We start from the raw sequence: 20,155 nt of genomic DNA on the forward strand, positions 1-20,155 counted from the left end.
GTTGATTTCAAAAGAGAAAACGTTTACTATATAGTTATTAGATATTAAGACAGTCAAGGAGTATCAAATGAATTTACCCACTGAAATCCGCTATCGTCCTTATGATGAATGGACTGAAGAAGATAAGGAAAATATTGTAAAGAATGTCTCAAAATCCCCTTGGAGAGCAACTTATCACTTAGAAGCTAAAACAGGGCTTTTAAATGACCCAAATGGCTTCTCTTACTTTAATGGAAAATTCCATCTTTTTTACCAAAATTGGCCCTTTGGAGCTGCACATGGTTTAAAACAATGGGTACATACAGAATCAGATGATTTAGTTCATTTCAAAGAAACAGGAATCAAGCTTAAACCTGACCATGTCAATGATAGCCATGGTGCATACTCCGGTTCTGCATTAGCCATTGACGATAAGCTTTTTCTTTTTTATACTGGTAATGTCCGTGACATGAAATGGAACCGTGACCCCCGCCAAATTGGAGCATGGATGACAAATGATGGCAAGATTACAAAATTTGATAAAGTCCTTATTTCACAACCAAATGATGTCACTGAGCATTTTCGTGACCCTCAGATTTTCAATTATGATAATCAATTCTATGCTGTTATCGGGGCGCAAAATAGTAAAAAATGCGGATTCATTAAATTATATAAAGCACTTAATAATGACATCCATCATTGGGAGTTTGTGGGAGATTTAGATTTTGGTGGTACTGGATCTGAGTATATGATTGAATGTCCAAATATTATTTTTGTCAAAGGAAAACCTGTATTACTTTATAGTCCTCAAGGACTAGATAAAAACGAATTGGACTACCAAAACATTTATCCAAATACCTACAAAATCGGACAATATTTCGATGCTAACTCATCTAAGATAGTTGAACCATCCCCTATCTATAATTTAGATTATGGTTTTGAAGCCTATGCTACTCAAGGATTTAACACTTCTGATGGTCGTGCCTTTATCGTGAGTTGGATAGGCTTGCCAGATATTGATTATCCTAGCGATCAATTTGATTATCAAGGAGCTATGAGTTTAGTTAAAGAGTTAAGCATAAAAAATGGGAACCTTTATCAATATCCCGTTCCTGCTATGAAAAATCTTCGTCAACATCAAGCAGAATTTAAAACACAACTTCAAACTAACAACACCTATGAATTAGAATTACTGGTTCCTAGAAATGATCTTTCTTCATTTGTTCTCTTTGCTAATCCGAAAGGACAAGGACTATCCATTACTATTGATACTGTAAAGGGGAAAGTTATCATTGACCGCTCACAAGCCGGACAGCAGTACGCCACAGAATTTGGTACTAGTCGCCAGTGTGACATTCCAAAAGATGCTACTAGTATCAATATTTTTATCGATAAGTCCATCTTTGAAATCTTTATAAATAAAGGAGAAAAAGTATTTACGGGACGAGTCTTTCCAGATGCAGAACAATCAGGGATTCAACTAAAAGAAGGGCACGTTCATGGTAAATATTTTGAATTAAAATATTAATATGGTTGCAAAATTAACAGATGTTGCTGCACTTGCCGGTGTTAGCCCAACGACTGTATCACGCGTTATTAACAAAAAAGGCTATTTATCTCAAAAAACAGTCACCAAAGTCAATGAAGCCATGAGAACCCTTGGTTATAAACCTAATAATTTAGCACGTAGCTTACAGGGAAAGTCCGCTAAATTAATTGGACTCATTTTCCCCAACATCCGTAACATTTTTTACGCTGAATTAATTGAACACCTTGAAATTGAGTTGTTTAAGCATGGTTATAAAACTATCTTATGTAATAGTGAAAAGGATCCTATCAAAGAAAAAGAATACCTCGAAATGCTAGGAGCAAATCAAGTAGACGGTATCATTTCAAGTAGTCACAACCTAGGAATTGATGATTACGAGAAAGTTGAGGCTCCCATAGTAGCATTCGATAGAAATTTAGCTCCACACATCCCTATCGTCTCATCTGATAATTTCTTTGGAGGAAAAATGGCTGCTCAAACCCTTAAAAAACATGGCTGTCAAAAGATGATTATGATTACAGGGAATGATAATTCAGATTCTCCTACTGGACTTAGGCGGCTAGGTTTTTCCTATGAATCAAAGGAATCCAAAGTTATCACAGTCACAAATGGGCTATCTAACATGAGACGTGAGATGGAATTAAAATCAATTATCTCGACTCACAAACCAGATGGTATTTTTACATCAGACGACTTAACTGCTTTATTAGTAATCAAACTTATCAGCCAACTAGGGTTGTCCATTCCAGAAGATATCAAAGTGATTGGATATGATGGTACAAGTTTCATTCAAGATTACGTCCCACATCTAACCACTATTAAACAACCTATTCGAGAAATTGCGCAATTGATGGTTGAGATACTCCTAGCTAAGATTGAGGGGCAAAAGACAAATAAGGATTATATTTTACCAGTCAGTCTCATCCCTGGTAGTAGCGTTTAGGAAATCATATTTATGAAATAATTTTTAGTACCGATAGTTATTTTTCAAAGCAAATTAAAAATGTGGAAGAAGATTCTTCCACATTTTTAATTTTCATTTGTTATAAATTGACTTAATAAACCATTGACAAATTTTGCTGACGTCTCATCTGAATATTTTTTAGCAATCTCGATAATCTCATTTAGAGCTACACGATCAGGCGTTTCATCAAAATATTTAATTTCATAGAGGCCTAAGCGTAAGAGAGATTTATCAACCAATGTTAGACGTTCTAAGCTCCATCCTGATTTTAAGTGACTAGAAATCAAAGTATCTAATTCATCTTTGTGATCTACAACACCATTAACAAGATTAAGTAAAAAGATTGGAACCTCTAAAACTTTGTCTTCAGATACTGTTTTATCATAACCATAAGCAAAGTGAGCCGCATCAATAAACTCTCCACCAGTTTCTAAGCTAAATAGTGTTTGAAAAGCACGTTCACGTAAATCACGTCTTGAATCTTTAAATACACTAGTCATCTAAGAAATCCTCATCAAACAATGACTTCAAGTCTGGTTTTGGTGTTTTCTCTGGAACAATACCTTCAACATGGATATTGACCGAAGAAATTTTTACTTCTGCCATGTCATATACAGCTGTTTTGACAGCTTGTTGAATAGCAATTGAAACTGCTGGTACATTTACACCATACTGCAAGTAAACATAAATATCTGCAGCTACTGTATCATCTTCTTCATTTTTAAGGTAGACACCTCTACCTAGAGATTTCTTACTAAGGCTATCCGTTACCGCTTTGTTACGTAACGAATGAACACCATCAACTTTAGTTGCAGCAATACCTGTAATTACCTCAAGTACACGTGGTGAAATGACAATTTCTCCAAGATTTTCAGTTGTCATAGCTTATCCTTTCTTTTAGTGTTTACTAAGGTTTTTCCTTAATAGAGTAAATTCATCATGAATCTACTTAACACTTTTTTGAGAGTCATTAGGCGCGTGAAACGTAAGTTCCTTCTGCTGTATTGATTACTAACTTTTGTCCAGCTTCAATAAAATCTGGAACGTTAACAACAAGTCCTGTTTCCATAGTTGCAGGTTTTCCTGAACCAGTTACAGTAGCACCTTTGATTGATGGTTGAGTTTCAGCAACTGTCAATTCAACAGTTGTTGGAATTTGAACACCAATAACTTCTGTTCCATAGAATTGAATTTTTACTTCTGAGTTTTCAAGAATGTAGAGTAATTCATTTTCAATGTTAACAGTTGGAATTTCATATTGATCGTAAGTTTCATTATTCATGAAGTAAGCTGTATCATCCATCTTATAAAGGTATTGAGCAGGTACAGTTTCAATAATAGCTTGCTCAAATTTTTCTTCAGGACGGTAACTTGTATCAAAAGTTGAACCAGTACGAACATCACGCAATTTCATACGCATGATTGTGTTACCTTTACCTGGTTTGTGGTGGCTAGCTTCAAGAACACGGATTAATTTCCCATCAGCCGTTTCAAAAGTCATGCCTGCTTTAAGCTTACTTGCTTCAATCATTTATTAATACCTCTTTGTAAAAATTATTTATCAACTCATTTTATCACAAATAACCTGCTTTCTCAAATAGTTTATTGATTTGGTATGTGTCTGATTTCTTGATAAATAAATAAAATCACCAAGAGGGCGTAAATAAGACTGAAGCACTTGACACTTTCCTCTTACTTCAGTTTTGATAACAGTTTTAATATTATACCGATATCTTGACTAAGATTGAAATACTGTTTAGGTGTTTTTAGTGACTTTTTAGTAAATTTTGATAAAGGTAGTAAACTATAGTTGTCTTATTGAAACAGATAAAATAAATCACCTACGGAGCTATTCGTATGAAAATGTAGTTATTCTCGATATAAGTTTTAGATACGAACTTAATTTGCTCTATTGAAGCTGGTAAAGGAAATCGGGGTGGTGTTAGTGGACGTGCGCTAAGCATTGGTACTGAGCTTGGTGATACCAATCTTGCTTACTACATCAGGTAGCTCTCTGTTTTAGTGCCATATGCAATTGGAATAAGAGCTGTCATTGGTATTGAAGGAGCCCTAGTCCACTGATCATTGAATTACTAATTTAGGAGGTGGAATGATGAATTTTAATATGTCTCATTATAGAAAGTTACAACTATGTCGTTTTCTAATCGTACAGATACCTGCGCTGGCTTTATTAGCTATTCTTTTATACGGGATTTTCCTAAAGTACAGTCTATTTTCAAAAGTATTTTTTCTTATCTTTTAGGGGTTGAAATAGTTATCAATTTTGGGAAGTACATACCAGTTTACACCAACCACAATTTGTCGAGTAAAGAATTGTAATTTAGTAAAGCCCTTTTCGTTTTCTTCTGATAAGTGTATCATGACATCTATCAATAGCATATTCACACTAGTAGCATATTGATTTGTTTTTGAGTAGAATTTACTTTTTAGATTATTTCTATTCTACACTAGTCTTTCCCTTTGGAAGATTCTTTCCCTCTGTATTTTTCCATTTTTCAATGAGACGAGAAACTCTTTCTTCCTCCTCATCATGGTAACCTTCAAAAACAACCTCATCAATATCTTCTTGATTAAAATAGTAAACTTGTTCAAGATTTAAACCCTCAGGAAAAATTCCACCTAGGTAATCAAAATAAACTTCTTGTCCTTCTTGCTCAACAATTGCACCTCTATTTACAATAACTAATTTTTGATTGCCATCAATAAGATAGACAACACTCCCTACTGGTAATAACATACTTCAGTTCTCCCCAATATAATAATTTTTCCCATTTAACGATGGTTGAAACTCAATGAACTTTATAAAAAATAAACTGTTTGAAAAAATAAATCCAAATAAAAATAAGTTTGAAAAGTTTTCGTCCCACAATGCCATTCCCCATAGAACGATATAAGAAATTATGATTGATAATATTACTATAAATGGGCTCTTCCGTTTTTGATTATTATATTTCAAAAAACTAGATTTATATTTGGAAAGATCTAATGCTTTATTTCTCTGATTTAGCTAAAACAAGACTAAATATGCTCAATAAAATAAAAAGATAAAAATGTTCTAATATTAAATGCGATCTTGTTAAGTATGCAATATTTATATTTTTTGGAAAAATTGAGATATGAACTAAATAAAATAAAAATAAAATTGTAAAAGGTTTTAAAGATAAAGGCGACTTTTTTTGTTTACTAAAAAATTCTTATAATCCGCAGTCACATCATAAATTTGATATTTTTCTACTCTTTCTGGAAAAATACCTATAAAATAATCTTTTATATCACTAGGATTGGCATAATCAATAATGTAATAACGTCCACTAATACTAACTAGATAATATCTAAAATTAAGTTTTGCTACAAGCTCAACCCGTCTATAACTTTTTATTCCCATTAGTTCACGTACCTAACTATTTATTTTTGTAAAATGTTTATCAATATTGTTAATTACATTTCCTGTACTACTTATAACATTTCTAAATGATTTAGAATTATTATACAATGCTTTTACACCAATCGAAGCAACTGCTCCTATCACAGGTGCAATTTCAGTACCAATTGCTAATATCTTATTCAATCACAACTCCTTTTATATATTGGTTCCACTATTACTATTTTTTTCTAATTCGATCAATACCTTTTTTCTTTTATAAGGTCTATATTCCAATATTAATATTAGTACAGACACAAAAAGTATTCCCAAAATAATGAATAAATTGAAATCTAAAACTTGTAGAAATAATTTAAATAAAAGTAGGATACTAAAACTTAATATGAAAGAGATTGAAATTATTAATATATTATGTACTTTAGCATCTTTAATAAATTTTTTTAACTGTCCAGGGAAAATTTCTAGCTCTTCATAATCATTTTTTCTTCTCATCAATTTTACTGTAAATCCTGAAACTAGTATCAATAAAGATAAATATACAATAGAAAATAAAATTGAAAAATTTGAAATTTCTAGATTTTCACTTATACTTTGAATTATTTTTCCAATAATAGTTGAAATAATAGGAGTTAGTAGCATTATACCTGTGCTATTTTTTTTAGATTAGATTTATATAATTTTTTCGTTTTCATATCATAATAAACAGCATTATCATGAAACCATCCTAAATTAATAAGATTATTTGTTTCTATTTCCGTTTTCAAATCTTGCTCCTTAATTATATAAAGTACCTAAACTATTATTAGCTGAAATGGATTTACCAATATTTTTGATAGTTTCTTGTCCATAATTGATGATATCATCTTTATAGTTATCATACACCCAATCAAATGCCATATTAGCATAAACTGGATTTACATCTATTGAGGTCAGCAACAATATCTTTTCTCTTTTTTGTAAATTATTTTTGCAATTCGAGATTCCCAGCAGTACTAATTTTAGATGTTGATAATAGATGGATCAGCTATTCTATTATCAACATCTAAAACTTTCTGTGAAAAATCATTAGGAATAATGACTATTAACTGGTGATCACCTTTTTTAGGCCATTTTCAGTAATCCCATGACTAACAATTGACCAATTTTGAGAATTATCTCGTTCAATATATTTAACATAACTGGCCCTTAGCTTAAACGATAAAACCTTCAAGGAAGATAGGCATATACTCTATCTTCCTCTTTACTCTTCCATCCCTAGTGTTACCTCTGGAACATCATGTTGAACATAAGCAACTCCTTTTGCTTCCATAAGTTCAATAGCAAATGGGTGTGGGCGATAATTAGCTTTATAAGTAATTTTCTTAACCCCGGCTTGCAAGAGCGCCTTGGTGCAATTGATACAAGGAAAATGCGTCACATAAATTTCTGTATTATTAGTAGAAATACCTTCTTTAGCACACTGAATAAGGGCATTCATCTCAGCATGAACAGTCCTAATACAGTGACCATCTTCCATATAATGTCCCACTTCGTTACAGTTATCTGTCTCAGAGACTCCTCCGTTATAACCTGTAGCAATGATGCGATTATTTTTGACTAAAACAGCTCCAACAAAAGCACGGTCACAGGTAGAACGTTTAGAAATCAACTCTGCATTTGCCATAAAATAATCTTCCCAAGAAAGTCTATTCATTCTATTTTCCTTTAAAGTACAATTAATTCTTTAGGTGCAGATGTCAATACTTCGCAACCTGTTTCCGTTATTAATAAATCATCTTCAATACGAACACCGTATTTATTATCGAGATATATTCCTGGCTCGTCAGTCACTACCATCCCAGATGCAATCACTCCCTCTGACTTACCAAAATAAGGAATTTCATGAACATCAAGCCCCATACCATGCCCTATACCGTGGGTAAAATGATTACCGTATCCAGAATTTTCAATGACTTGTCGCGCCAAGTAATCATAATCACAACGCTTCATTCCTGATTTTACATTACCAATAATAGCTTGATTACTTTTCAAAACGATATCGTAAATCTCGCGTTCCTGATCAGTGACATGACCGATATGAATCGTACGTGTCATATCACTAACATAGTGCTGATAGTAACAACCAAAATCTAAAGTCAGAGTTTCTCCCGATTGAATAGTCTTCTGACTCGCAACCCCATGTGGCATCGCTGATCGATATCCAGATGCTACAATAAAATCAAATGAAGGACCAGTTGCTCCTAATTCTCTCATGCGAAAGTCTAAAAAATTAGCAACTTGCAATTCAGTTGTTCGATCAGGCTTTATAAAATCCAACACATCTAAAAAAGCTTGGTCCGAAATACGACAGGCTTGACGGATGATCGCAAGTTATGTTACATCTTTAATCATACGTAACTTTTCAACAACAGATGGAGCTTCTATCAAGCGATAATCTTCAAAAACTTCCACCATATGTTTGTACATATGATAAGAAATATCAGTTTCAAAACCAATCGCTATCAATGCGTCATCGCGAATAATTTTCAAAATAGCCGCAAGTGGTTCTCTGCTAATGATAATATCAAACTCTCTTACAGTATTCTTTGCTATCAAGGCATATCGTGAATCTGTAACAAAAATCCGGTGTTTTGGACTAATGAGTACCGTTGCATTAGTTCCTGAAAAACCAGTCAAATAAAAAATATTTGTTAAATTTGTTATTAAGAGTGCGTCACATGATAATTGTGAAATTGCTGTTTGACATCTAGTTAGACGTTGTTCAAAACCCATAAGAAACCTCGCTATTCTAACCTTAATTAGGTTAATTTTATCATCTTTTAAAACATTTAGCTATAAGAAAAGCAACTCATTTCAGTTGCTTTTACTTTACTATTCTTTTATATTAAGAGCTTCTTTTAATGCTTTAACTTGCATCTCAGCATAAGCTTCTGGATTTGTCTTAGCTAATGTCTTTATCTCCATAGCTTTCACTGGGTTTACTTTTGCTTGCGAAGTCATTTGTTCTTTTAGTTTAGCCGCAGCCGATTCTAAGTGTTCGGACTGCTCTTTAGTCAAAACTAGCCAAGTTTTTCGTGGTATTTTAGCAACTGATTTCTGAGAAATCAATTCTCCATTTTCACCTGCAAAGCCATAAAGTAGTTTCGAAAGACTATCTTTCCACACATAACGTTTAGTCTTTGTTGTTACTGTGGCTTTTTTCACATCAGCTAATTGGTAGCTAGCAGATTTTTTCACAGCACTTGTCACTTCTTTTGTATTTGGAACAAAGTGAGCTTTTGCTTCTTTTTGATTTAAATCTGTTCGATAAACTAAAACATTATTACTCGAATGAGTACCAATCTCTTTATAAATCATGAGACCAAATGGAGCCTTACTATCACCCGCACTATAAATCTCACGTGTCTTTGTCTTAGTTTCAATAGTCATACCTGTATGATTAATAAAGTGATCCGTTAACATCCAAACTGAGGCAAACAACAAAGCTAATGAGAGAAGGCCTAGAATATACCGTAGAGCTTTTGGACGAATCAACATCCATGTGACAAATGTCAAAATAGTTGCCAGTGCAATAATCAAAATAATCATGCTATACCTCCTTTTCCGTCTCAATAATTTTCCCTTTTCTCAGGAAAAGAGATACCAGTAAACCAAGAACCGCAAATACAAAACCAATGGCAAAAGAAACATGGAAGCCATCAAGACTAGCATTCAACATCTGATTTGCATATTTTAAAGGATTCATTGTTAGCAAATCTTTTGATGGTTTATTGTTGGTGATAATATTTTGAGCAACACTTGAAAGCAATGCAACTACAACTGCTGAAGCAATTTGACGAGCAGTATTATTAGCTGCTGTTCCATGTGCGGCCTCATGTGGTGGAAGTGCGCTCATCGCACTTGCTGTCAATGGCATCATAACCATAGCAATACCAAACATACGTACTGCATATAAGAGGGTAATAAAATGATCTGGTGTTGTAGTCGTTAAGAAAACAAAAGGTAACGTCGCTACACCTAGTATGGTAAAACCAATCATAGCCATACGTCTTGCACCAACTTTATCATATACAGCTCCAGAAATTGGACTAACTATCCCCATCATCAAGGCACCTGGTAATAAAGCTAAACCAGAATCAAGTGCAGAGAGACCATGAACATTTTGCAAGTAAAGCGGTAGCATCATTTCAACACCCATCATCGCCATCATTGAAAGTGCAATAGCTGCTGTTGTTACTGAGAATTGTTTATTTTTGAAAACACGGATATCTAAGAACGGTGTTTCTAGTTTTAATTGACGATGAATGAATAAGGCGATAAAAATAATACCAACCATAATAGGAGAAATAACATATCCAATATCTCCCCATCCATAAGTTGCCACATTTGTGAAGCCCCACAAAAAGCTACCAAAGCCAATTATTGAAAGGATAAGGGAAGGCACTTCCAATTTAACTGACTTATTATCAACCACATCTTTTAGAACAAAGGGGGATAAAATTGTAGTGACCGTTAAAATTAGTAAAGGAAGAAGGAAAATTGCACGCCATGTTAAATCATGCCCTGCAAAATGAAATTCTTGTTTTAAAATCCACCCTGCTAATGTAGGCCCAATAGCTGGGGCAAGACCAACCACCAAACCATTAAGTCCCATAGCGGCACCACGCTGCTCTGGAGGAAAAACATTCACCATAACAACCTGCATCAAAGGCATAGAAATCCCTACAGAAATCGCTTGAATAATACGTCCTACTAAAAAAAGGTTCCAGTTAGATGTAGGTGCTAACGTCGTCATTAACAGTCCAATAAGTAAAACAACGTAGGATGTCACATACAACCATTTTGTTGAAAAACGTGTCGCTAAATAAGCTGAAACAGGAATCATAATCCCATTCGCTAATAAAAACCATGTTGTTGCTTGTTGAGCCGTTGACAACGAAATGTTAAAGCTATTCATCAAAGTTGGGATAGCCGTTCCCAAACTTGTCTGATTTAATACCCCTGCAAATGTAGCAATCAACAATAAGGTGATCATGGCTGTACGATTATATGGTTTGCCATGAATATCATGTTTTGCTTTTGTAGTCATTTTATCTCCAATCTCTATTTCTGATTTTAACTAATATCTTTTAAGAATAACAAATAGGTCTTATAAGGTTATTTTTTGATTTTTTAATCAAGAAATAATATTATTTTCTGAAAAAATCATTATTTTAGTTATCGTGAGAACTATTTTATAATAGCTAAATTTTATTGTCAAGAAAAAGATTCTCATAGAAACTATTTTTTTCAAAACATCATTATTTCCTTTTTTTAAAATATCTCCCCACTATTTTTCCTAATAAAGCGTTCTCCATTTAATGACTTCTACGCAATGTTAGCTTACAAAAAGGAACTGAGTAATATTACTCAGCTCCCAATAAACTATCTTGCTAACTTCTCTTTTAAATAATATCCTGTATAGGATTTAGGATTTTCAGCAACTTCTTCTGGTGTTCCGATAGCTACAATTTGTCCGCCACCAATACCTCCTTCAGGGCCAAGATCAATAATGTGGTCAGCAGTTTTAATAACATCAAGGTTATGCTCAATAACAAGCACTGTATTACCATCATCTACAAAACGATCCAAAACCTTAAGTAAACGAGCAATATCATCTGCATGAAGCCCCGTTGTTGGTTCGTCTAATATGTAAAGACTCTTACCTGTCGAACGCTTATGTAATTCACTTGCCAGCTTCATTCGCTGAGCTTCTCCTCCTGATAAGGTTGTAGCTGGTTGCCCCAAAGTGACATATCCCAAACCAACATCCTTAATAGTCTGTAACTTACGAGCAATTTTAGGAATAGCTGCAAAAAATGTAACTGCATCATTCACTGTCATATCAAGAATTTGTGCAATATTTTTTTCTTTGTAATGTACTTCCAGAGTCTCACTATTATAGCGCGTGCCGTGGCATACTTCACAAGGAACGTAGACATCTGGTAAAAAATGCATCTCAATTTTGATGATACCATCGCCAGAACAAGACTCACAACGTCCACCTTTGACGTTAAATGAGAAGCGTCCTTTTTTATAACCTCGAATCTTTGCCTCATTAGTTTGAGCAAAAAGATCACGAATATCATCAAAAACACCTGTATAGGTTGCGGGATTAGAACGTGGAGTCCGACCAATTGGACTTTGATCAATATCAATCAATCGATCAACATATTCAATGCCTTCTAAAGAAACATATTTACCTGGTTTATCTGAGTTACGGTTAAGCTTCTGCGCAACAGCTTTTTTCAAAATACTATTAATTAAGGTTGATTTTCCAGAACCTGAGACACCAGTTACGGCAATAAATTTACCGAGAGGGAACTTGACATCTAAATTTTGTAGGTTGTTTTCTGCCGCACCTTTGATTTCTAAAAAGCGACCATTACCTACTCTTCGTTCAGATGGCACAGGAATCACTTTCTTACCTGACAAATATTGTCCTGTAATAGATTTAGTATTTTTAGCTACTTGCTTCGGTGTACCAGAGGCCACAATCTCACCACCAAACGCACCAGCGCCAGGTCCCACATCGATTAACCAATCAGCTGCCATCATTGTATCTTCATCATGTTCAACAACAATAAGCGTATTACCCAAATCACGCATTTTCTTAAGACTATCAATCAAACGGTCATTGTCTCGCTGATGAAGTCCAATGGACGGCTCATCAAGTACATAAAGGACACCTGATAAATTAGACCCAATTTGAGTAGCCAAACGAATACGTTGACTCTCGCCCCCGGAAAGTGTTCCTGCAGAACGTGACAGATTTAAATAATTAAGTCCAACATTATTTAAGAAACTTAGACGGTCATGGATTTCTTTGATAATTGGTCGAGCAATTAATTGTTCATTTGAAGATAAACGCAATGTTTCTAAAAGTTCTAAATGGTCTGCTATCGATAAATCTGAGCCTTGCCCAATATTAAGACCTTCTTCTCCCCCAACTCTTACGCAAAGTGCTTGATCATTGAGACGATAGCCATGACAAGTGTTACATTTTAGCTCGTTCATATATTCTCGCATAACATTGCGTGTGTAATCGCTATTAGTTTCATGGTAACGACGATTAATATTATTGACAACCCCTTCAAAAGGCAAATCAATATTTCTCTCGCCTCCAAAATCGTTAATATAATGGAAATGGAACTCTCGTTCGCCTGAACCATATAGGGCTAGGTCCTGCTCCGCCTTGCTTAATTTTTCAAATGGCGTATCCATATCAACACCAAATTGAGTCATAGCTTGCTCTAGCATCGTTGGATAATAATTTGATGAAATTGGATTCCAAGGAACTAAGGCCCCTTCTCTAAGGGTCTTACTTCTATCTGGAATAACCAAATCTATATCTACTTCTAACTTAATTCCTAAGCCATCACAGGTCGGACAAGAACCAAAGGGAGCATTAAAAGAAAAAAGGCGTGGCTCTAATTCAGGAACAGTAAAACCACATTCAGGACAAGAATAATGTTCTGAAAACAATAACTCATTGCCATCCATTGTATCAATAACGACATAACCATCCGACAAACGTAGAGCCGCTTCAACGGAATCAAATAAGCGGGAACGAATGCCCTCTTTATTAATTAATCGATCTACTACAATATCAATATTGTGCATCTTACTTTTTGATAATTCAGGCACCTCAGTAACATCGTGAATATCACCATCAATACGAACACGAACGTAACCATCTTTTTGTATTTTCTCAAATGTTGATTTGTGTTGTCCTTTTTTTCGACGTATAATTGGGGCTAAAATTTGCATCTTTGTTCGCTCTGGAAGCGCTAGTACCTTATCCACAATTTGCTCTACAGAAGATGCTGTGATGGCTCCGTGACCATTGATACAATATGGGGTTCCAACACGAGCATAAAGCAAACGTAAATAATCGTTAATTTCTGTTACAGTCCCAACAGTAGAGCGAGGATTCTTACTTGTTGTTTTCTGATCAATAGAAATAGCTGGACTAAGGCCATCAATAGAATCTACATCAGGCTTTTCCATATTTCCCAAAAATTGGCGCGCGTAAGCAGAAAGACTTTCAACGTAACGACGTTGTCCTTCTGCATAGATAGTGTCAAAGGCCAAACTAGACTTACCTGATCCTGATAGTCCCGTAACGACAACTAACTTGTCTCGTGGAATGTCGACACTTATATTTTTTAAATTGTGAGCTCTTGCTCCTCTTATCATTAATTTATCTTGCATAATGTTGTGCCTCAGCACTCCTTTTTGAATAGTGTTGACTTATTATATCAAATTTTAATAAAGTCAGTATTTTTTTAGTTTTAAATTTCATAGAAAAAAGAGATGAACTAATACGTTCATACTCTTTGTTATTATCTTCTTTGTTGTGGTGCCACTGGTGCCATTGAGCTTTGAATATTATATTTACGTTGTAAATAAAAGCGCAAACCAAACGATGCTAAAGCAATAATAAACAAAACAACCTCAGGAAGTTTAGGATTAATAGTTGCAGGTAGAAGAGGTACTACTGCAAATAAGGCAAACCAAACTAACATAACTAGTGCCAGTACTGCGAAAGATTTAAGCCAGCCTGGTCTTTCAGATTTTGGTTTACCCATATGGCGATAAATATAGTAATAAGTAACGTACATGGCCGCACCACCACCAAAACCAAGAGTTAAAATTGAAATAAGCCCTGTATTGACATTAGATTGACCAAATAGCAACATTAAACCATTCAAAGCAGTTACTAAGCCAAGAAATAGTAAGGAAGTATCTAACCACATCAACCAAGGATTGGTATTTTTTTGTACAGATACTCTAGCTTTATCCTCAGGTCGCTCAGTGAATGAGGCTGCCCAAGTAGTTGGTGCTCCTAAGAGTGAGCGTGCGGTAATTCCTTTTTTCTGATTATCTATAATCTCTGGGAGATGTTCTTCTAAAATAGCTTTGATTTCTGCATCTGATTTTCCATCAGCTAAAAGTTGATTAGTTGCAATATGAACAAACTCTTGATTCTTTTTAGTTAAGTCTTGTAAAGTCATGTGAACTCCTTGATTAATATACTATTAAAACCATTTTTTACGAATAAAATAAAATACAACAAATGAACTCATCAAAAAGGCCAAAAGAACAACATAGATAAAGCCATGTGCGAGACCATTCAAAGGCATCCAATTATTTTGAAAGTTCATCCCATACGCCGAAAAAATAACCGTTGGAATATCCAATGTCATAGTTACTAGGGCTAAGGTTTTCATAATGGTATTCTGATTATTACCGATGATTGAAGCAGTCGTTTCTGTCATGGCATTTAAGACATTTTCATAGATATTTGCCATTTCAATAGCCTGCTGAGTTTCGATCAATGTATCTTCAAGCAGATCTTCATCTTCAATGTATTTTTTTAAACTACTGGTACTACTGGTCAATTTTTTGACGATTCGCTCATTAAATTTTAAAGAGGCCTTTAGATAGACAATAGATTTTTCCAATTCCATCATATCGATCAATTGCTCATTTCGAGTTGCACTCTCTAGTTGTGCTTCAATTTTATCGCTCTGCCTATCGATAGTACGCAAAGCCTGTAAGTATAATTCGGCATTGCGATAAAGCAATTGGAAAACAAAACGTGTCTTCATAAAGGTATAAAAATTTTTGACACGTCGTCTATAAAAGTGATCAAACAGCGTCAAATGTTCTAGGCAAGTAGTAATAACAGCGTTGTCAGTAACGATAATGCCCATAGGAATAGTCATATAATAACTTTTGTTATTGCGTTCTTCATAGGTAGGAACGTCAACAATAACTAAAGTATAATCATCTTCAACCGAGATACGGGAAGTTTCTTCCACATCGAGGGGAGCACGTAAATCATCAATATCAATACCAAATTGATCAGCTACTTGTTCGGATTCTTCCTGGGAGGGATTAACCAGATTTATCCAAGCACCTGGCTCGAATGTTTCAATTTCTTTAAATTCAATTGCCGTTGAAAGAAACATTTGCTTCATGGCGATTCCTCCTTTGTTATAAAAAATCCATACCTTAATATTATACAGGAAAACCATTTGTTTTGCACGGTTAATACGGTGGTATCCTAAATTTTTCTATTATTTGACTCGTAAATACCAATAATAATGGTAAAAAGAATAAAAAAATAGCCGCTAGGGCTATTTTATATTAATCTTCATTTACGTAAGGCATAAGAGCCATAACACGAGCACGTTTGATTGCTGTTGTTACTTTACGTTGGTTTTTAGCTGAAGTTCCTGTTACACGACGTGGTAAAATTTTTCCACGTTCTGAAACGAAACGGCTAAGAAGCTCTGTATCTTTGTAATCAACATATTCAATCTTGTTAGCTGCGATATAATCAACTTTTTTACGGCGTTTGAATCCGCCACGACGTTGTTGAGCCATGTTTATTTCTCCTTTATAGTTTTAAATTCTGTCCATCTATTATATTAGAATGGTAGATCATCATCTGAAATATCCATTGGATTTGAGTTACCAAACGGACTCTCATCACGACTAAAATTAGGTGTTTGTTGAGAAGAAGCTGAATAACTATTATTTGACGGAGCATTGTTATAGCCACCGTTATTATAAGAGTTAGGTGAACCACCTTCTCGTGTAGCACGACTTTCCAATAATTGGAAACTTTCCGCAACAACTTCTGTTACATAGACACGTTGACCTTGTTGGTTTTCATAATTACGCGTTTGGATACGACCTGTAATTCCAACCAAAGCACCTTTTTTTGCCCAGTTAGCCAAGTTTTCAGCTTGTTGGCGCCAAATAACACAGTTAATAAAATCAGCCTCACGTTCGCCAGATTGATTTTTAAAATTACGATTAACTGCAAGTGAAAAAGTGGCTACCGCTTGATTACTTGGTGTATAACGAAGTTCTGCATCACGGGTCATGCGACCTACAAGTACTACATTATTAATCATAAACTACCTTCTTAGTCTACTTTAACGATCATGTGACGAAGAATGTCACCGTTGATTTTTGAAAGACGATCAAACTCATTAAGAGCTACTGCATCTTCAGCTTCAACGTTAACGATATGGTAAAGTCCTTCAGTGAAATCTTGGATTTCGTATGCAAGACGACGTTTTTCCCAATCTTTTGATTCAACAACAGTTGCACCGTTGTCAGATAAGATAGAATCAAAACGTGCTACCAAAGCGTTTTTAGCTTCTTCTTCAATGTTTGGACGAATAATATAAAGAATTTCGTATTTAGCCATTGATATGTTCCTCCTTTTGGTCTAATGACTCATGAATTTTTCATGAGTAAGTGAGGTTATGCTCACAAGATATTATTATAGTAGAAATAAGTTAATAATGCAAGGTTTTTATGTTTTTATTTCCCTGATATCATTTAAAGACATTTTTTATTTTTCTTTATTGAAATATGCCTTATATCAAACCTATGTAGCCATTTTCTTTTACTGACTTATGTTCAATCCCCATTCTATAATTCAATTAAAAAATAAAAAGGCGAGGTTTACACCTCACCTTCAACATATTATTTAAAGAATTCTTTATTGGTTTAAGTTTTCGTTGGAGAAAAATTCAGTGTCTCCGATTTTATATTTTTAAATATTAAAATACTATTTAGGGAGTCCCTCATTATGTTTTATTACCTTTGGTAACACCAAAACATACACGAACTTTTATTCATATGTGTTACCATTTTACATCTTTCATATTGAGATATTTGATTAGCAATACCTCCTTGACTAACAAAAATTACTAACACATCTAGGGGTATACCCTAGTTTATATTTGTTCATGATTACCTCAAGCAAGCATGCGCTAATGGTAATGAACTATTACCACATTGTCTGTCTTCCTTAAATTATATAAGGACTTATGTGTCACCGTTACTGTAGCGACCTACATCTAAACCTAACATAAGTGCCCCTCCAACTATTTCTAGGAAATGAAGAAAACTTCAAATCCTTGTGACTGTTTGCAACATCAATGCATTGATAACAATTTTAGTGTATCGCCATTCTTATAGCGACCCATATTAAAAATTAACATAAGCGCTACCTCCATTAACTAAAGTTAGCTTGCCTACCAATCTTTCTTTTGGAGACTAGTCTCCATTCTTATACCTAGAGATATTGTAATAGATCATGGATAACCTCCTTGATTTAAACTTTATCTTTATAAATTAATTATAGTGTAAACGCTTCCTTAAGTCAAGAAAAAAATATTGATGCAACATTTTTCTTCATCATTAAGTACGATCTAGTCAACATACCTCTTTGTCAAATCCTCTTTCTTTGATACAATTAATCTATGATAGATTTAAAAGACTATGGAATTGAGATGTGGCCTGAAGATAGAATCGCTTCTTTTCGTCGCACACTTTTAGGGTGGTATGACCAAGAAAAACGTGATCTCCCTTGGCGAAGAACTACTAATCCATACTATATTTGGGTTTCTGAAATCATGTTGCAACAAACACAAGTTAATACAGTAATCCCTTATTATAAACGTTTTCTAGAGTGGTTTCCTCAAATAAAAGATTTGGCAGACGCTCCTGAAGAACAATTACTAAAGGCATGGGAGGGACTAGGCTATTATTCTCGGGTGCGTAATATGCAAAAGGCTGCACAGCAAGTGATGGTTGATTTTGGTGGCATATTTCCTCACACTTATGATGATATTGCTTCATTAAAAGGGATTGGTCCTTATACTGCAGGTGCTATCGCCAGCATCTCATTCAACTTACCAGAGCCTGCTGTTGATGGCAATGTGATGCGTGTCATGGCTCGTTTGTTTGAAGTTAATTATGACATCGGTGACCCTAAAAATCGTAAAATTTTTCAAGCTATTATGGAAATACTAATTGACCCTGACAGACCCGGTGATTTTAACCAAGCACTTATGGATCTGGGTACAGACATCGAATCCGCTAAGACACCTAGACCTGATGAAAGCCCTATTCGTTTCTTTAATGCTGCTTATTTGAATGGTACTTATAGTAAATATCCCATAAAAAATCCTAAGAAAAAGCCTAAACCAATGCGAATTCAGGCTTTTGTCATTCGTAACCAAAATGGTCAATATCTACTGGAGAAAAATACTAAAGGGAGACTTCTAGGGGGTTTTTGGTCATTTCCTATTATCGAAACGTCACCTCTTTCTCAACAATTAGATTTATTTGATGACAATCAATCCAACCCCATAATCTGGCAAACCCAAAATGAAACTTTCCAAAGAGAATATCAATTAAAGCCCCAATGGACTGATAATCACTTTCCAAATATTAAGCACACTTTTAGTCACCAGAAGTGGACAATAGAACTCATAGAGGGGGTGGTCAAAGCAACAGATTTACCTAATGCTCCTCACCTAAAGTGGGTAGCAATTGAGGACTTTTCTCTGTATCCCTTTGCAACACCACAAAAGAAAATGCTAGAGACCTACTTAAAACAGAAAAATGCTTAATCACAAGTGAACTATGACGGTTCACTTTTTGTTTACAATTCCTTTACGCCGCTGTAAAGTTTTCCTCAGATTATCTTTTAATACCCTATAAATAGTGGTCTATCCCTAATGTCAAATACATTTGATAGACCCGTTAGCTTATCATCCTTATACTAATATTATGAAAGGAGATATTTATGGAAATTGGTCAGCAAATTATTCGCTACCGTAAACAACAAGCGCTCTCGCAAGAAGAATTAGCCGAGAAAGTCTATGTAAGCCGTCAGAGCATATCTAACTGGGAAAATGACAAAACTTACCCAGACATCCATAGCCTCTTACTCCTAAGTCAAATTTTTCAAGTGAGCTTAGACCAACTAATTAAAGGAGACATTGAGAAAATGAAATATACCATCACTCAGGTTGATAAAAAGAATTTTGAACGAGATACCAAAGTAATGGTGACATTGATGATACTATTAATGATTTCAAGTTATCCATTAGTCTATTTCTTAGAGTGGCTAGGACTTGGCATTTTTGTTTTATTATCGATAATTACTATGACTTATGCTAATCGTGTGGAACGTTTTAAGAAAAAATATGATGTGCAAACTTATAAGGAAATCCTAGCTGTTTCAAGTGGAAAATTATTAGACGAAATCGAAAAACGGGAAGAAAGAGCAAAACTTCCTTATCAGAAACCCCTTATTGTCACTGTATTTTTCCTCATTACTGTTGCCACCTTTTTTGCAAGTCGTTTTATTTTCACATGGTTGTTCCATTTAAGTTAGTAG

Annotated in this window: 22 protein-coding genes and 1 pseudogene; 4 read left to right on the plus strand and 19 right to left on the minus strand. The window is 34.6% G+C overall.

From position 1 onward, the window contains the following. The first annotated feature begins 67 nt into the window (after nt 1–67). Both EGX96_RS02610 and EGX96_RS02615 read left to right on the plus strand, forming a co-directional pair. Nucleotides 68–1,507 (plus strand): sucrose-6-phosphate hydrolase, encoded by a 1,440-nt coding sequence (locus EGX96_RS02610; protein ID WP_001053051.1) that lies wholly within the window; start codon nt 68–70, stop codon nt 1,505–1,507. Nucleotide 1,508: 1 nt separating this feature from the next. Beyond that, nucleotides 1,509–2,471, plus strand: a complete 963-nt coding sequence (locus EGX96_RS02615; RefSeq protein ID WP_000225972.1) for a LacI family DNA-binding transcriptional regulator — start codon at nt 1,509–1,511, stop codon at nt 2,469–2,471. Nucleotides 2,472–2,557: 86 nt separating this feature from the next. Here EGX96_RS02615 and nusB read toward each other — a convergent pair whose 3' ends face one another. The 19 genes and pseudogenes from nusB to rpsF form a co-directional block, all read right to left on the minus strand. Further along, the gene (gene nusB, locus EGX96_RS02620; protein ID WP_000204940.1) at nt 2,558–2,992 is read right to left on the minus strand and encodes a transcription antitermination factor NusB; all 435 of its coding nucleotides are present in this window, start codon (nt 2,990–2,992) and stop codon (nt 2,558–2,560) included. Beyond that, a complete protein-coding gene (locus EGX96_RS02625; protein ID WP_000206139.1) occupies nt 2,985–3,374 on the minus strand; it encodes an Asp23/Gls24 family envelope stress response protein in 390 nt (129 codons plus the stop codon). Before EGX96_RS02625 ends, nusB begins: the two co-directional genes overlap by 8 nt. Nucleotides 3,375–3,462: 88 nt before the next feature. After that, nucleotides 3,463–4,023: an elongation factor P gene (gene efp / locus EGX96_RS02630; RefSeq protein ID WP_000568636.1), complete on the minus strand. Its 561-nt coding sequence runs from the start codon at nt 4,021–4,023 to the stop codon at nt 3,463–3,465. Nucleotides 4,024–4,751: 728 nt separating this feature from the next. Next, nucleotides 4,752–4,874 (minus strand): hypothetical protein, encoded by a 123-nt coding sequence (locus EGX96_RS11265; protein WP_016480118.1) that lies wholly within the window; start codon nt 4,872–4,874, stop codon nt 4,752–4,754. Between the two features lie 76 nt (nt 4,875–4,950). Further along, nucleotides 4,951–5,250: a DUF4176 domain-containing protein gene (locus EGX96_RS02645; RefSeq protein WP_000926393.1), complete on the minus strand. Its 300-nt coding sequence runs from the start codon at nt 5,248–5,250 to the stop codon at nt 4,951–4,953. A 417-nt stretch (nt 5,251–5,667) separates the two neighbouring features. Next, nucleotides 5,668–5,898, minus strand: coding sequence for a hypothetical protein (locus tag EGX96_RS02655; RefSeq protein WP_000511719.1), 231 nt, complete (start codon nt 5,896–5,898; stop codon nt 5,668–5,670). A gap of 12 nt (nt 5,899–5,910) precedes the next feature. Continuing rightward, nucleotides 5,911–6,081 carry a hypothetical protein gene (locus EGX96_RS02660; protein WP_001033639.1) on the minus strand — a complete coding sequence of 57 codons (171 nt, stop codon included), beginning with the start codon at nt 6,079–6,081 and terminating at the stop codon, nt 5,911–5,913. 12 nt (nt 6,082–6,093) lie between these two features. Beyond that, the gene (locus EGX96_RS02665; RefSeq protein ID WP_000927730.1) at nt 6,094–6,534 is read right to left on the minus strand and encodes a hypothetical protein; all 441 of its coding nucleotides are present in this window, start codon (nt 6,532–6,534) and stop codon (nt 6,094–6,096) included. A gap of 135 nt (nt 6,535–6,669) precedes the next feature. Further along, nucleotides 6,670–6,834 carry a hypothetical protein gene (locus EGX96_RS02675; RefSeq protein WP_000927756.1) on the minus strand — a complete coding sequence of 55 codons (165 nt, stop codon included), beginning with the start codon at nt 6,832–6,834 and terminating at the stop codon, nt 6,670–6,672. A gap of 301 nt (nt 6,835–7,135) precedes the next feature. After that, a complete protein-coding gene (locus EGX96_RS02680; protein WP_001081097.1) occupies nt 7,136–7,588 on the minus strand; it encodes a deoxycytidylate deaminase in 453 nt (150 codons plus the stop codon). 11 nt (nt 7,589–7,599) lie between these two features. Continuing rightward, nucleotides 7,600–8,667: pseudogene (locus EGX96_RS02685) on the minus strand (M24 family metallopeptidase). Between the two features lie 99 nt (nt 8,668–8,766). Continuing rightward, nucleotides 8,767–9,483: a DUF4811 domain-containing protein gene (locus tag EGX96_RS02690; RefSeq protein ID WP_000584718.1), complete on the minus strand. Its 717-nt coding sequence runs from the start codon at nt 9,481–9,483 to the stop codon at nt 8,767–8,769. 1 nt (nt 9,484) lies between these two features. Beyond that, nucleotides 9,485–10,984: an MDR family MFS transporter gene (locus EGX96_RS02695; RefSeq protein ID WP_000208365.1), complete on the minus strand. Its 1,500-nt coding sequence runs from the start codon at nt 10,982–10,984 to the stop codon at nt 9,485–9,487. Between the two features lie 335 nt (nt 10,985–11,319). Then, nucleotides 11,320–14,148: an excinuclease ABC subunit UvrA gene (gene uvrA / locus EGX96_RS02705; protein WP_001152939.1), complete on the minus strand. Its 2,829-nt coding sequence runs from the start codon at nt 14,146–14,148 to the stop codon at nt 11,320–11,322. 131 nt (nt 14,149–14,279) lie between these two features. Next, nucleotides 14,280–14,951: a DUF1129 domain-containing protein gene (locus EGX96_RS02710; RefSeq protein WP_000174846.1), complete on the minus strand. Its 672-nt coding sequence runs from the start codon at nt 14,949–14,951 to the stop codon at nt 14,280–14,282. 24 nt (nt 14,952–14,975) lie between these two features. Beyond that, the gene (locus EGX96_RS02715; protein ID WP_000812121.1) at nt 14,976–15,920 is read right to left on the minus strand and encodes a magnesium transporter CorA family protein; all 945 of its coding nucleotides are present in this window, start codon (nt 15,918–15,920) and stop codon (nt 14,976–14,978) included. A gap of 169 nt (nt 15,921–16,089) precedes the next feature. Then, the gene (gene rpsR / locus EGX96_RS02720) at nt 16,090–16,329 is read right to left on the minus strand and encodes a 30S ribosomal protein S18 (protein WP_000068665.1); all 240 of its coding nucleotides are present in this window, start codon (nt 16,327–16,329) and stop codon (nt 16,090–16,092) included. 44 nt (nt 16,330–16,373) lie between these two features. Further along, the gene (locus tag EGX96_RS02725; protein WP_000609585.1) at nt 16,374–16,865 is read right to left on the minus strand and encodes a single-stranded DNA-binding protein; all 492 of its coding nucleotides are present in this window, start codon (nt 16,863–16,865) and stop codon (nt 16,374–16,376) included. Between the two features lie 11 nt (nt 16,866–16,876). Next, nucleotides 16,877–17,164, minus strand: a complete 288-nt coding sequence (gene rpsF, locus EGX96_RS02730; RefSeq protein ID WP_001151773.1) for a 30S ribosomal protein S6 — start codon at nt 17,162–17,164, stop codon at nt 16,877–16,879. Nucleotides 17,165–18,227: 1,063 nt separating this feature from the next. Between rpsF and mutY the strand changes: the two genes are divergently transcribed. Together mutY and EGX96_RS02740 are read left to right on the plus strand one after the other, a co-directional pair. Then, entirely contained in the window at nt 18,228–19,382 is a 1,155-nt protein-coding gene (gene mutY, locus EGX96_RS02735; protein ID WP_000566235.1) for an A/G-specific adenine glycosylase, read from the plus strand. Nucleotides 19,383–19,558: 176 nt separating this feature from the next. Beyond that, nucleotides 19,559–20,152, plus strand: coding sequence for a helix-turn-helix domain-containing protein (locus EGX96_RS02740; RefSeq protein ID WP_000402394.1), 594 nt, complete (start codon nt 19,559–19,561; stop codon nt 20,150–20,152). Nucleotides 20,153–20,155 lie beyond the last annotated feature (3 nt).

Origin of the sequence: Streptococcus sp. FDAARGOS_520, from assembly GCF_003812685.1 — a bacterium.
In the GTDB taxonomy this organism is placed as follows: domain Bacteria; phylum Bacillota; class Bacilli; order Lactobacillales; family Streptococcaceae; genus Streptococcus; species Streptococcus agalactiae.